The organism is Burkholderia sp. 9777_1386 (assembly GCF_015712265.1).
Classification (GTDB): domain Bacteria; phylum Pseudomonadota; class Gammaproteobacteria; order Burkholderiales; family Burkholderiaceae; genus Burkholderia; species Burkholderia cenocepacia.
On the sequence record NZ_JACCQB010000073.1, the window covers coordinates 15,381 to 28,792 of the forward strand.

At 68.3% G+C, this 13,412-nt stretch carries 12 protein-coding genes; 4 read left to right on the top strand and 8 right to left on the bottom strand.

The window, feature by feature from the left end:
- Positions 1–73 precede the first annotated feature (73 nt).
- Entirely contained in the window at positions 74–502 is a 429-nt protein-coding gene (gene fur / locus H0X91_RS31840; RefSeq protein WP_006400349.1) for a ferric iron uptake transcriptional regulator, read from the top strand.
- Positions 503–596: 94 nt separating this feature from the next.
- Here fur and H0X91_RS31845 read toward each other — a convergent pair whose 3' ends face one another.
- The 3 genes from H0X91_RS31845 to H0X91_RS31855 form a co-directional block, all read right to left on the bottom strand.
- Positions 597–1,130 carry an ureidoglycolate lyase gene (locus H0X91_RS31845; RefSeq protein WP_196433662.1) on the bottom strand — a complete coding sequence of 178 codons (534 nt, stop codon included), beginning with the start codon at positions 1,128–1,130 and terminating at the stop codon, positions 597–599.
- 14 nt (positions 1,131–1,144) lie between these two features.
- The gene (gene alc, locus H0X91_RS31850; RefSeq protein WP_196433663.1) at positions 1,145–2,152 is read right to left on the bottom strand and encodes an allantoicase; all 1,008 of its coding nucleotides are present in this window, start codon (positions 2,150–2,152) and stop codon (positions 1,145–1,147) included.
- A gap of 104 nt (positions 2,153–2,256) precedes the next feature.
- Positions 2,257–3,576, bottom strand: coding sequence for a C4-dicarboxylate transporter DctA (locus H0X91_RS31855; protein ID WP_006484664.1), 1,320 nt, complete (start codon positions 3,574–3,576; stop codon positions 2,257–2,259).
- Positions 3,577–3,788: 212 nt separating this feature from the next.
- Between H0X91_RS31855 and H0X91_RS31860 the strand changes: the two genes are divergently transcribed.
- Positions 3,789–4,511, top strand: a complete 723-nt coding sequence (locus tag H0X91_RS31860; RefSeq protein ID WP_006484666.1) for a FadR/GntR family transcriptional regulator — start codon at positions 3,789–3,791, stop codon at positions 4,509–4,511.
- Between the two features lie 30 nt (positions 4,512–4,541).
- Here the strand turns inward: H0X91_RS31860 and cynR are convergent, their stop codons facing one another.
- Positions 4,542–5,432: a transcriptional regulator CynR gene (gene cynR / locus H0X91_RS31865; protein ID WP_034178447.1), complete on the bottom strand. Its 891-nt coding sequence runs from the start codon at positions 5,430–5,432 to the stop codon at positions 4,542–4,544.
- A 309-nt stretch (positions 5,433–5,741) separates the two neighbouring features.
- Here cynR and H0X91_RS31870 point away from each other — a divergent pair, with 309 nt between their 5' ends.
- Positions 5,742–6,941 carry an MFS transporter gene (locus tag H0X91_RS31870; RefSeq protein WP_012492961.1) on the top strand — a complete coding sequence of 400 codons (1,200 nt, stop codon included), beginning with the start codon at positions 5,742–5,744 and terminating at the stop codon, positions 6,939–6,941.
- Between the two features lie 125 nt (positions 6,942–7,066).
- Here H0X91_RS31870 and H0X91_RS31875 read toward each other — a convergent pair whose 3' ends face one another.
- Positions 7,067–8,125: an L-idonate 5-dehydrogenase gene (locus H0X91_RS31875; RefSeq protein WP_006496728.1), complete on the bottom strand. Its 1,059-nt coding sequence runs from the start codon at positions 8,123–8,125 to the stop codon at positions 7,067–7,069.
- A 13-nt stretch (positions 8,126–8,138) separates the two neighbouring features.
- Positions 8,139–8,912, bottom strand: coding sequence for an SDR family NAD(P)-dependent oxidoreductase (locus H0X91_RS31880; RefSeq protein WP_034201869.1), 774 nt, complete (start codon positions 8,910–8,912; stop codon positions 8,139–8,141).
- 150 nt (positions 8,913–9,062) lie between these two features.
- Between H0X91_RS31880 and H0X91_RS31885 the strand changes: the two genes are divergently transcribed.
- Positions 9,063–9,953 carry a LysR family transcriptional regulator gene (locus H0X91_RS31885; RefSeq protein ID WP_077021889.1) on the top strand — a complete coding sequence of 297 codons (891 nt, stop codon included), beginning with the start codon at positions 9,063–9,065 and terminating at the stop codon, positions 9,951–9,953.
- 77 nt (positions 9,954–10,030) lie between these two features.
- Here H0X91_RS31885 and gap read toward each other — a convergent pair whose 3' ends face one another.
- Together gap and tkt are read right to left on the bottom strand one after the other, a co-directional pair.
- A complete protein-coding gene (gene gap / locus H0X91_RS31890) occupies positions 10,031–11,041 on the bottom strand; it encodes a type I glyceraldehyde-3-phosphate dehydrogenase (RefSeq protein WP_006485712.1) in 1,011 nt (336 codons plus the stop codon).
- Between the two features lie 87 nt (positions 11,042–11,128).
- Positions 11,129–13,201 carry a transketolase gene (tkt, locus tag H0X91_RS31895; protein ID WP_006485709.1) on the bottom strand — a complete coding sequence of 691 codons (2,073 nt, stop codon included), beginning with the start codon at positions 13,199–13,201 and terminating at the stop codon, positions 11,129–11,131.
- Between the last annotated feature and the right edge of the window lie 211 nt (positions 13,202–13,412).

Below are 13,412 nucleotides of genomic sequence, written 5' to 3' on the forward strand. Positions count from 1 at the left end.
CCGCGCGTATATCTGGAACGGCGAAAAGCCGGTAACATTGAAGCCCTGCATTGTACTCTAGGGATGCCTAGCCATGACCAATCCGACGGATCTCAAGAATATCGGGCTAAAGGCCACCCTACCGCGCCTCAAGATTCTCGAGATCTTCCAGCAGAGCCCCGTGCGCCACCTGACGGCCGAAGACGTCTACCGCAACCTGCTCAACGAGCAGCTCGACATCGGGCTCGCCACCGTCTATCGCGTGCTCACGCAGTTCGAGCAGGCCGGCCTGCTGTCGCGCAGCAACTTCGAATCCGGCAAGGCGGTGTTCGAGCTGAACGAAGGTTCGCACCACGACCACCTCGTGTGCCTCGATTGCGGCCGCGTCGAGGAATTCTTCGACGCCGAGATCGAGAGCCGCCAGCAGGCGATCGCGAAGGAACGCGGCTTCCGGCTCCAGGAGCACTCGCTCGCGATGTACGGTTCGTGCACGACCGAGAACTGCCCGCACCGCAAGCACTGAAGCGCGCCACCCGCGCACGCAAGACGGCCCGGCCGGCATCTCGCCGCCCGGGCCGTCCGCTTTTTCGGGGAATGGTGCTGCGCGCCCGGAAGGCTTACGAAAGCCCTTCGGCGCCCGCGCGGGCCGGCTCGAACTCGAGCGCCCACGCGCATTCCAGCGGGATCTCGTCGCAATTCGGCTGCGGCCCGCCGCGATCGACGATCACGAAATCGCTGACCGCGTCGAGCGCGAGCAGCGGATGGTGCCAGACGCCCTTCGCATAATTGACGCCCTGCCAGCCCTCGGCCAGGAACGCGCGCATCGCGTCGGGCCGGAATTCGCCGGCCGGCGCGACGACGATCGCGTAGCGCGACACCGCCGCGAGCGGGATGAACGCCTGGCTGCCGTGCGGATGACGCTCCATCAGCGTGATCGCGACCGGCACCGCGCGCGGCTGCGCGCGAAACACGCTGACGAGCGGCCGGCCGCCGTCCGCGCAGACGTCGATCGTCGCGAGATCGTGAAAGCGCTCGGTCGTGCCGCCGTTGATCGGGAAATGCCGCGCGCCTTCGAGCGCGATCACGTCGCCGAACGGCGCGAACGCTTCGCGGGTCAGGCGCTCGACGCGCAGGATCGGGGTTCCGCTCATGCCGCTGCCCTCCTTCAAGCCGGCTCGCCCCACAGACGCAGGCGCGACACGCCGCCGTCCGGGAAGATGTTGAACCGCACGTGCGTGACGGGGCCGAGCGCCGCGAGCTGGTCGAACGTGTGCACGTGATCCATCTGCAGCTTCTGCTCGCCGAGCAGTTCGGCCCAGAACATCGCCTGCGTGACGAGCGAATCGTCGGTGCCGCCCGTGACGTGCGCGGCCTGCAGCGAGCAGCGATCGGGGAAATTGCCCTTGAAGAACGCCGTGTCGACCTCGACGCGCCGGATGATGCCCGGCCGCGCGAGCGCGACGATCGCCCAGTCGTTGCCGGGCTCGCGGCGGCGCCGCGTTTCCCAGCCGTCGCCCATGTTCGCGCCGCGCCCCGGCATCAGCATCTGCGAGGCCGGGCCGAAGTGCTGGTTGTTCGCGGCCACCAGATAACCGCCGTTCTCGATCGCCGCGAGATCGACCAGCTCGCCGGCCGGCACGTGACGCCAGTCGCGCTGCGGCTGGCCGTACACGCGCAGCCGCGCGAGCCCGCCGTCCGGATACAGGTTCACGCGCAGGTGCGTGACCGGCCGCGCATCGTCGACGCTCACGTAGTGATGCGAGTTGCCCTGCAGCGTCGTCGCGGGGACGATGGTGCGCCACTCGGCGTCGTCGGGCGGCGTGTCGCCGTCCACCGCGCAGGCCTCGATCGACGCGGCCGGCGGAAAGTTGCCGGTGAAGTGGCTCGTATCGAGATCGACGCCAAAGATCACGCCCGGCCGCGCGAGGCGCACCACGCAGAAATCGTGGCCAGTCGTGCGCTTGCGGCGCGTTTCCCAGCCGTCCATCCACTTGCCGTGGTCGTCGTACTTGCCGGGAATGAACACGGCCGGCTCCGGATTCAGCATGCGCTCCTTCGGCGCGAAGAATTCGTCGCTGGCGAACAGCGCCTGCGCCCCGAGGCGCGGGTCGGCGAGGTTCATGTAGCGCCGCGTGAAAGCCGGCGCGTTCGGATCGAGAATGGGGGCTGCCATGTCGTCTCCATCATGTTGAGAAGCGCCGGCACGTCATCGCACCGGTCGCATGAAGTTCGGTCGCGCGGGGCGGCCAGGGGCGCCGCGCCGCGCGGGAGTCGCGTTCAGAGCGCGTGGGCCTGGTCGCCTGCGACCGGTGCGGCGCTGCCCGGCGCGTCGGCCACGTAGCGCAGCTCGCGGTTCAGCACGCGTTTCGCGCGGGCGCGGTCGATGTCGTTCTCCCACACCGCGACGACGACCGTCGCGACGCAGTTGCCGATCAGGTTGGTCAGCGCGCGGGCGATGCCGACGAACCAGTCGACCGGCAGGATCAGCACGAGGCCGAGCACCGGAATCGCGGGAATCGCCGACAGCGTCGCCGCGAGGATCACGATCGCCGAGCCGGGGATGCCGTGCGCGCCCTTCGACGTGACGAGCGACACGAGCAGCACGACGATCAGGTCGTGCGTGGACAGCGGCGTGTTGGTGGCCTGTGCGATGAACAGCACGGCGAGCGTCAGGTAGATCGAGAAGCCGTCGAGGTTGAACGAATAGCCGGTCGGGATCACGAGGCCGACGGTCGAATCCTTGATGCCCATGTATTCGAGCTTGCTCATCACCTGCGGCAGCACCGCGTCCGACGACGCCGTGCCGAGCACGATCGACAGTTCCTCGCGCAGGTAGCGGATCAGCTTGAACACCGAGAAGCCCGCGAGCCGCATCACCGCACCGAGCACGACCGTGACGAACACGAAGCAGCTCAGGTAGAACACCGCGACCAGGTAGCCGAGCTGCTTGAGCGACGCGACGCCGTACTTGCCGGTCGTGAACGCGATCGCGCCGAGCACGCCGAGCGGCGCGAGCTTGATGATGAAGCCGATGATCCGGAAGAACACGTGCGACAGTTCCTCGATCAGCGAATTGACGCGTTGCGCCTTGTCGCCGAGCAGCGACAGCGCGGAGCCGAACAGCACCGCGAACACGAGGATCTGCAGGATGTCGCCCTTCGCGAACGCGTCGATCGCGGTCTCGGGGATGATCTTCATCAGGTAGCCGGCCGTGTCCTTCAGGCTTTCGGCGTTCTTCGCGTACGTCGACAGCGACGCCGCGTCGAGCGAGCGCAGGTCGATGTTCATCCCGACGCCCGGGCGCGTGAGCCACGCGAGCACGAGCCCGATGCCGAGCGCGAGCGTCGTCATCACCTCGAAGTAGACGACGGCTTTCAGGCCGACCCGGCCGACCTTCTTCAGGTCGCCCGCATTGGCCATCCCGCTGACCACGACGCAGAACACGATCGGGCCGATGACCATCTTGATGAGCTTCAGGAAGCCGTCGCCGAGCGGTCGCAGCGACTCGGCGAAATGCGGGAAGAACGCGCCTAGCGCGACCCCCAGGATCAATGCGACGACTACCCGGCCAAACAGCGAATTGAGGAATTTCGACACGGCGCTCTCCCGATCCAACGGTTGCAGTTTCGTCTGTTCATACTGGTAAGACCAGTGATGTTATGGTGGATAGTAGGAAGCCGATATAGTGGCGTCAAGGACGGACAAAATAGGGATTTCCCGCCCCTGTACACGCACCGCCGGCGCATCGGAAAGGGGCGGATCGTGGCTTTCCCGTAGGGCCGTCGTGCACCGCCCGCGTGCGGATTACAATGCCGGTCAGACCGGCCATCGTTCACATCATGAAAAATGTTCCGCATACCGTGACCGACGCCGCCATCGCGACGATCCGCGACCGGATCGAGGCAGGCGTGTATCCGGTCGGCAGCCTGCTGCCGGCCCAGCGCCAGCTCTCCGAGGAGCTGGAGATCAGCCGCGCGTCGCTGCGCGAGGCGCTGTCGACGCTCGAGGCGCTCGGGATGCTACGCATCCGCGCGGGCAAGGGCGTGTACGTCGAAAGCGCGCAGGCGTCGGCCGCGCATCCGTGGCAATTCGCCGAGCAGTCGTCGCCGCCCGATACCTACCAGATGCGCTATGCGCTCGAAGGGTTCGCCGCGCGAATGGCCGCGCACGTGGTCAGCGATGCCGACATCGCGTGGTTCGAGGACAACCTCGCCGACCTGCACGTCGCGCTGACCGAAAGCGCGCTCGACGAGGCGTCGCGGCTCGATTTCGACTTCCACATGCGGATCATCCATCTGGCCGGCAACGCGGCGATCGAGTCCATCCTGCGCAGCAGCGCGGACATCATGAAGGAAAGCCAGCGCATGCCGTTCTACCGGCGCGAGCTGCTGCTGTCGACGTGGCACGAGCACCGCGCGATCGTCGACGCGCTGATCGCGCGCGATGCGGCGGCCGCCGGCACCGCGATCGAAACGCACATCGCGAACGCCGCGCAGCGCGCGGGCATCTTCTTCCCGACGCCCGGCGCGTAATCCCCCCGCGCCGCCGCCCGGCCGGTCCGGTCACCGTTCCGACCGATCGCGATACGCGCGCACGCAGTCGATGAACGCGCGGGCCGCGACGCTGCGGTATGCGCCCTTGCGCGTGAGCAGCGCGGCCGTGCGCGTCGGCAGCGGCGGATCGATCTCCAGCGCGCACAGGTCGCCGCTCTCGCGCGCGACCGCGTCGGGCAGCACCGTCGCGAGCCGGCCGCGCCGCACGAGCTCCAGCACCGCGCTGACCGTATTCGTCTCGATCGCGATCAACGGTCGCGCGTCGTGCTCGACGAAATACCGGTCGATCCGCTCGCGCGTCGCGAACGCACGGCTCAGCAGCACCAGCGGCTCGCCGCCGAGTTCGGCCGGCGTGAGCGCGCGGCGATGGCGCGCGAGCCGATGCGTGCGGCCCGTCACCAGCGCGAGCGGCTCGTCCCACAGCGGCAGCGCGTCGATGTCCGGCGCGCGCGGCGGCATGAACGCGAAACCGGCGTCGAGCCGGTCGTCGGCGAGCAGCGCCTCGATGCGTTCCTGCGGCATCGCGTCGATCGTCAGCGCGACGTTCGGATGGTCGGCATGGAACGCGTCGATCAGCGAGCCGCTCAGGTAGGCCGCGAAAGTCGGCATCATCGCGAGCCGCAGCGAACCGCGGCCGAGATCCGCGACATCGTGCAGCGCGCGCTGCCCGGTATCGAGCTCGTGCAGCGCCGCGCGCGCATGGCGCGCATAGACCTCGCCGAATTCGGTGAGCCGCACCGTGCGGCCCGAGCGGTCGAACAGCTGCACGCCGAGCGTTTCCTCGAGCTGGCGGACCTGCTGCGACAGCGTCGGCTGCGACACGTGCAGCGCGTCGGCCGCGCGCGTGAAACTGCGCTGCTCGGCGACGGCCAGGAAATAGCGGATGTGGCGGAGAAGCATCGCGGCCAACGTATTGGTTTTGCCAATAGAGACCATAACGATCCAGTCTTGGACGCTATGGGTCGATTCCCGCATCATACGCACATCCGCTTCCGCGCACCGCCGCTGCCGGCGCACCGGAGCGGCACGCCCGGGCCTGCCCTGCCGCCCGCCGCACGACGATCCGCCGGCCGCCCGATCCGGGCCCGGCCGCGATCCGCCCGGCGCGCATCGGCTCACCGCCGATCCGTCGACGCCGGCCCCGATTTCCGTCACCCCGCGCAGCCGACGGCCCCGTGCCGCCGGCCGGCGCCGCCGTTTTTCGCGATCATGGAACCGCATCACGACAACCACCCTCCCCTCACCCGCGGCATGACGCTGCTGTTCGCGTGCGCGTGCGGCATCGTCATCGGCAACATCTACTACGCGCAGCCGCTGCTCGCCGCGATCGCGCACAGCTTCGGGCGCGCGCCGACCGAGCTCGGCTATCTCGTCACGCTGACGCAGCTCGGCTATGCGGCCAGCCTGCTGCTGATCGTGCCGCTCGGCGATGCGGTCAATCGCCATACGCTGATCGTGCGGTTGCTGATGCTGAACGTCGTCGCGCTGGTCGCGGTCACGTTCAGCACCAACTTCACGATGTTCGTCGTCGCGAACGTCGCGGTCGGCTTCGTCACCTGTTCGACGCAGCTGCTCGTGCCGTTCGCGGCGTCGCTCGCCGATGCGCGCTCGCGCGGCCGCGCGGTCGGCACCGTGATGAGCGGGCTCCTGCTCGGCATCCTGCTCGCGCGCGTCGCGGCCGGCGCGATCGCCGACGGGTTCGGCTGGCGCGCGGTGTACGGCATCGCCGCGGTGCTGGTGCTCGCGCTGACCGCAGTGCTCGCCGTGAAGCTGCCGAAGGATCGGCGCGACGCGCGGCTCGACTATGCGGCGCTGATGAAGTCGCTCGTCGCGCTGGTGCGCGCGCAGCCGCTGATCGCGCTGCGCTCGACCTACGGCGCGCTCGTGTTCGCGTGCTTCAGCCTGCTGTGGACGGGTCTCACGTTCCTGCTGAGCCAGCCGCCGTACAGCTATTCCGAAGGACAGATCGGCCTGTTCGGCATCGTCGGCGCAGTCGGTGCGCTCGCGGCGACGTCGGCCGGCCGGCTGGTCGATCGCGGCCACGGCAATGCCGCCACCGGCCTGTTCGCGGCGGCCGTGCTCGGCGCGTTCGCGCTGATCGCGACCGGCGCGCATTCGCTCGCGGCGCTGATCGCCGGCATCCTGCTGCTCGACGTCGGCGTGCAGGGCATGCACATCTCGAACCAGAGCGTGATCTATGCGCTGGCCGGCCATGCGCGCAGCCGCGTGACGACGATCTACCTGACGAGCTACTTCATCGGCGGCGCGCTCGGCTCGTTCGCGGCGAGCGTCGCGTACGGCCTCGACGGCTGGCGCGGCGTGTGCATCGCGGGTGCCGCGCTATCGGGTGTGCTGATCGCGCTGTGGCTCGCGTCGCAACGCGTCGGTTCGCGGCAGGTCACGCAATGAGGCGGTAGAGCGGCAATCCAGCAATTCGTTTGCGCCGCACGACGAAAAAGGCACGCGCCGCGCATCGCGGGCGTGCCTTTTTGCCAGGGGCGTCACTGCCGTCTCGACGCGCCAGCGCCGCACCGTCACGCGGCCTCGTTCGCGAAATCGATCAGCACCTTCATCGCCCGCTGGCGGTCGCCTGCCAGTTCGAATGCGAGGTTCGCGTCGCGCATCGGGAACACGCGCGTGACGGCCGGCCGCAGGTCGACGCGCCCCGCGTTGATCAACTGCACCGCCAGCGCGAATTCCGCGTGGAAGCGGAACGAGCCGCAGATCGACAGCTCCTTCGCGACCACGACGTTCTGCGGCAGGCTCACGTCGCCGCCGAGCCCGAGCTGCACGACGATGCCGCGCGGGCGCATCACGTCCAGCCCGTCGCGCAGCGCGCGCGCATTGCCCGAACACTCGATCATCACGTCGAACGTGCCCTTGCCGGCGCCGTAGCGCTCGACCCAGCCGGCATCGGCCGCCGCATTGATCGTGCGGTCCGCGCCGAGCGCGCTCGCGATTTCCAGCGGCGCGTCGACGACGTCGGTCGCGACGATCTCCGCCGCGCCGTGCACGCGCGCCGCCGCGACCGCCAGCACGCCGATCGGCCCGCACCCCGATACGAGCACGCGCTTGCCGATCAGCGGGCCTGCCCGCGACACCGCATGCAGCCCGACCGCGAACGGCTCGGCGAGCGCCGCGAGCGACAGCGGCACGTGATCGGCGACCTTCACGCACTGCACCGCGTCGCACACGAGCGCGTTGCGGAACGCGCCCTGCACGTGGGGCATCCGCATCGCGCTGCCGTAGAAACGCATGTCGAGACACTGGTTCGGCAGCCCTTCGAGACAGTAGCGGCACACACCGCACGGCCGGCTCGGATTGACCGCGACGCGATCGCCGACCTTCACCGACGTCACGTCCGGCGCCACTGCCGCGACCGTGCCCGCGACCTCGTGGCCGAGCACCATCGGCTGCTGCAACCGGATCGCGCCGAAGCCGCCATGCCGGAAGTAATGCAGGTCCGAGCCGCAGATGCCGCCCATCGCGACGTCGACACGCACCTGGCCCGGGCCGATCTCGCCCGCGTCCTGCTCCTCGACCCGCAGGTCGTTCGGCCCGTGGATCACCACACACATGCAACGCAACCGCATGACGCGCTCCTGGTTAGACGGCACTGGTCAGCCCGCCGTCGACGAACAGCGTCTGGCCGTTCACGAAATCGGACGCGGCCGACGCGAGGAAGATCGCCGCGCCGCACAGCTCGTCGACCTGCCCCCAGCGGCCGGCCGGCGTGCGCTTGCACAGCCAGTCAGAAAACGCCGCGTCGTCGACCAGCGCGCGATTCAGTTCGGTTTCGAAATAGCCGGGCGCGAGGCCGTTCGCCTGGATGCCGTGGCGCGCCCAGTCGGCGCACATCCCTTTGGTCAGCATCCGCACCGCGCCCTTGGTCGCCGCATACGGTGCGATCGTGGGCCGGGCGAGTTCGCTCTGCACCGAGCAGATGTTGATGATCTTGCCGTGGCCACGCGCAATCATGTGCCGCGCGACGGCCTGCGCGACGTTGAACACGCCGTCGAGATTCACGCGCATCAGCGCATGCCAGTCGTCCGGGTCGAAAGCGTCGAGCGGCGCGCGGCGCTGGATGCCCGCGTTGTTCACGAGGATGTCGATCGCGCCGACGCGCGCCTCGAACTCGTCGATCGCCGCACGGACCTGCGCGTGCTCGGCCACGTCGAACACCGCATGGTCGGCCGCGAAGCCTTCGTCGCGAAACCGGCGCGCGAGCGTCGCGGCCTTCTCTTCATTGCGATCGTTGATGACGATCGCCGCGCCGGCTTCCGCGAGCCCGCGGGCGAGCGTCAGTCCGATCCCGCGGCCGGAACCGGTAATCAGCGCACGGCGGCCGTCGAGGCGGAACCGGTCAAGCGCATGGGTCATGGATGTCTCCTCGTGCCAGTCGAGCCGGCCGCCCGTCGCGCCCGGTCTCGTGTTCACGATATCTTCGGCCGCCGGCCCGGCCCGCGCCAATGGTCTTTTTTGATCCGGTTATCATGAAAACTGATTACCGTCGCGTCGTCCCCGCCACCCATGGAACTCAAGCAATTGCGCGCCTTCGTCACGCTCGCGGAAGAGCTGCATTTCGGGCGCGCCGCGCAGCGCCTATTCATCGTGCAGCCCGCGCTGAGCATGCAGATCAAGGCGCTCGAGGCGGAACTCGGCGCGCGCCTGTTCGAGCGCGACCGGCACAAGGTCGAGTTGAGCGACACCGGGCGCGTGTTCCTGCCGGAAGCGCGGGCGACGCTGCAGCAGGCCGCGCGCGCGGAACAGATCGCGCGGCTGTCGAGCCGCGGCGAAATCGGCACGCTGCGGATCGCGTTCGTGTCGTCGGTGTTGCCGGCGCTGCTGCCGGCCGCGCTGCGTACGATGCGCGAGCGCTACCCGCTGATCGCGCTCGAACTGAAGGACATGCCGACGCCCGACCAGGTCGCCGCGCTGCGCGACCGCCGGATCGACTTCGGGATGATCCGGCTGCCGGCTGCGTATGCGGGCATCGACACGCGCGTGGTGCTCGAGGAAGGGTTCGTCGTCGCGCTGCCACTCGACCATCCGCTCGCCGCGCACCACACGGTTTCGGCAGCCGCACTGCGCGGCCAGCCCGTGTTCGTGCTCGCGCGCCGCTACGCGCCCGGCTTTCACGACGACATGCTGCTCGCGCTGAGCCGCGCGGGCACGACGCTCGACATTGCGCAGGAGTTCGGCGAATTCACGACGATGCTCGCGCTCGTCGCGGCGGGAATGGGGATCGGGCTGATTCCGGCGGAAGCGGCCAGCGCGCTGCCGCCGAACGTGCTCGCGCGGCCGCTCGACCTGGCCGGGCATCGCAGCGGCATCGGGCTCGCGTGGGCCGATCTCGACAGCCCGCTGAAGCGCGCGTTCGTCGATGCGATCGAGCACGTGACGGCGAACGGCGGGCAATAAAAAACCCGGCCGGGAAACCCCGGGCCGGGCTCGTTCGCCACGCCGGCCGCGTTGCGGCGGCCGCGCGACATGCGGGATTACTTCGCGTTCGCGAACGCGACAGCCGTATCCAGCATGCGGTTCGAGAAACCCCACTCGTTGTCGTACCAGCTCGACACCTTCACGAGGCGGCCCGACACCTTGGTCAGCGTCGCGTCGAACGTCGACGAAGCCGGGTTGTGGTTGAAGTCGATCGACACCAGCGGTGCGTCGTTGTAGCCGAGGATGCCCTTCAGCGCGCCTTCCGATGCTTCCTTCATGATCGCGTTGACTTCCTCGACCGTCGTGTCGCGCTTCGCGATGAACGACAGGTCGACGATCGACACGTTGATCGTCGGGACGCGGATCGCGTAACCGTCGAGCTTGCCGTTCAGTTCCGGCAGCACGAGGCCGACGGCCGATGCCGCGCCCGTCTTCGTCGGGATCTGGCTGTGCGTGGCCGAACGCGCGCGGCGCAGGTCTTCGTGATAGACGTCCGTCAGCACCTGGTCGTTCGTGTACGCGTGGATCGTCGTCATCAGGCCGGTTTCGAGGCCGATCTTGTCGTTCAGCGGCTTGACGAGCGGCGCGAGGCAGTTCGTCGTGCACGATGCGTTCGAGATGACCGTGTGCTCGGCCTTCAGCACGTCGTGGTTCACGCCGTAGACGATCGTCGCGTCGACGTCCTTGCCGCCCGGCGCCGAGATGATCACCTTCTTCGCGCCGCCCTTCAGGTGCGCGCTCGCCTTTTCCTTCGTCGTGAAGAAGCCCGTGCATTCCATCACGACGTCGACGCCCAGCTCGCCCCACGGCAGTTCGGCCGGGTTGCGGTTCGCGAGCACGCGGATCTTGTCGCCGTTCACGACGAGGTAGTCGCCGTCGACCGACACTTCGCCCGGGAACTTGCCGTGCGCGGTGTCGTACTGGGTCAGGTGCGCGTTGGTCTTCGCATCGCCCAGGTCGTTGATCGCGACGATCTCGAGATCGTGCTTCTTGCCGTTTTCATAGAACGCGCGCAGCGTGTTGCGGCCGATACGGCCGTAGCCGTTGATTGCGACGCGAATCGTCATGGTCTATCTCCTGATGGCTGAAAAAATTCGTTTCGTGCAGCTTCACGGTGCGACGCGCGCGAGGGGTGGCGCGCGCCGCGTATGCTTTTAGGCCAGCACGGCCTTCGCGGTCTCGACGACGTGCTCGACGGTGAAGCCGAAGTACTTGAACAGCACGCCGGCCGGCGCCGATTCGCCGAACGTGTCGATCCCGACGACGCCGCCTTCGAGGCCGACGTACTTGTGCCAGAAGCTCGTCACGCCCGCTTCGATCGCGACGCGGCGCACGCCGTGCGGCAGCACGCGTTCGCGGTACTCGGCGTCCTGGCGGTCGAACACGTTGGTCGACGGCATCGACACGACGCGGGCCGCGATGCCCTGCTGCGCGAGCGGCTCGACGGCCTTCATCGCGAGTTCGACTTCCGAGCCCGTCGCGATCAGGATGATCTTGCGCGCGACGATTTCTTCGTCCCAGTCCTTCAGCACGTAGCCGCCCTTCTCGATGTTGGCGATCTGCGCATCGGTACGCGGGTTGAACGCGAGGTTCTGGCGGCTGAAGATCAGGCTCGACGGACGATCCGCGGCGACCGCGTGAGTCCAGGCGACGGCCGTCTCGACCGTGTCGGCCGGACGCCAGACGTCGTGGTTCGGAATCAGGCGCAGGCTCGACACGTGCTCGATCGACTGGTGCGTCGGGCCGTCTTCGCCGAGGCCGATCGAATCGTGCGTGAACACGAAGATCGACGGCACCTTCATCAGCGCGGCCACGCGCAGCGCGTTGCGGCTGTAGTCGGAGAACGTCAGGAACGTGCCGCCGAACGGCTTGTGGCCGCCATGCAGCGCGAGGCCGTTGATCGCGGCGCTCATGCCGAATTCGCGCACGCCGTAGTTGATGTGGTTGCCGAGCAGCACGCCCGCGCCTTCCGGATTCGCGCGCACCGCCTTCGACGCCTTCCAGTTGGTCAGGTTCGAGCCGGTCAGGTCGGCCGAGCCGCCGAGCAGTTCGGGCAGCGCGGCGGCCAGCCCTTCGATCGCCTGCTGCGACGCCTTGCGGGTCGCGACCGTCTCGGCGCGCTCGTTCGCGCCGGCGATGATCGCTGCCGCCTTCTCGGCCCAGTCGGCCGGCAGCTTGTTCGCCATCCGGCGCTCGAATTCGGCGGCTTCCGCCGGGAACTTCGCGCGATAAGCGGCGAACGTCGCGTCCCATTCGGACTCGGCGCGCTTGCCGGCTTCCTTCGCGTCCCAGGCCGCATAGACTTCCTGCGGAATCACGAACGGCTCCCACTTCCAGCCGAGCGCTTCGCGCGTCTTCGCGATTTCTTCCGCGCCGAGCGCCGCGCCGTGCACGTCGTGGCCGCCGGCCTTGGTCGCCGCGCCCTTGCCGATCACCGTCTTGCAGCAGATCAGCGTCGGCTTGTCCGACAGCTTCGCCTTCGCGATGGCCGCGTCGACCGCGTCGACGTCGTGGCCGTTCACGTTCGGGATCACGTTCCAGCCGTACGCTTCGAAGCGCTTCGGCGTGTCGTCGTGGAACCAGTTGACGACGTCGCCGTCGATCGAGATGCCGTTGTCGTCGTACAGCGCGATCAGCTTGTTCAGCTTCAGCGTGCCCGCGAGCGAGCAGGCCTCGTGCGAGATACCTTCCATCAGACAGCCGTCGCCGAGGAACACGTACGTGTGGTGATCGACGATCTTCGCGCCGTCACGGTTGAACTCGTCGGCCATCAGCGCTTCGCCGAGCGCCATGCCGACCGCGTTCGCGAGACCCTGGCCGAGCGGGCCGGTGGTCGTCTCGACGCCCGGCGTGATCCCGTATTCCGGGTGGCCCGGCGTCTTCGAGTGCAGCTGGCGGAAATTCTTCAGCTCCTCGATCGGCAGGTCGTAGCCGGTCAGGTGCAGCAGCGAGTACAGCAGCATCGAGCCATGGCCGTTCGACAGCACGAAACGGTCGCGGTCGGCCCAGTGCGGGTTCGTCGGGTTGTGCTTCAGATGGCGCGACCACAGCGCGACGCCGATTTCGGCCATGCCCATCGGCATGCCGGGGTGGCCGGAGTTCGCTTGCTGGACGGCGTCCATCGCGAGCGCACGGATCGCGTTGGCCATCAGGGTGGTGGAGGCGGGAGACGAAGTCGTCATGTCGAGTCCGGAGAACGAGTCGAGGAAACGGGGGCACGGCGGCATCCGGAAGCTCGAGCGTCAATCGTTCCCGGCGCGCGGTGCGGCGCCTGACGGACGCGAAGCGGACGGAGCCAACGGACGGGGCTGCAAAGCTCGTCATTTTAACAGATGGGCTGACATTTCCCTTGTCGGCGCATCGTGTTCCGGCACGGTTTTCCACCAAACCGCCCGCCTCCTATAATTCAGGCGTCGGAACTGCCCGCCCCCAGCGGCC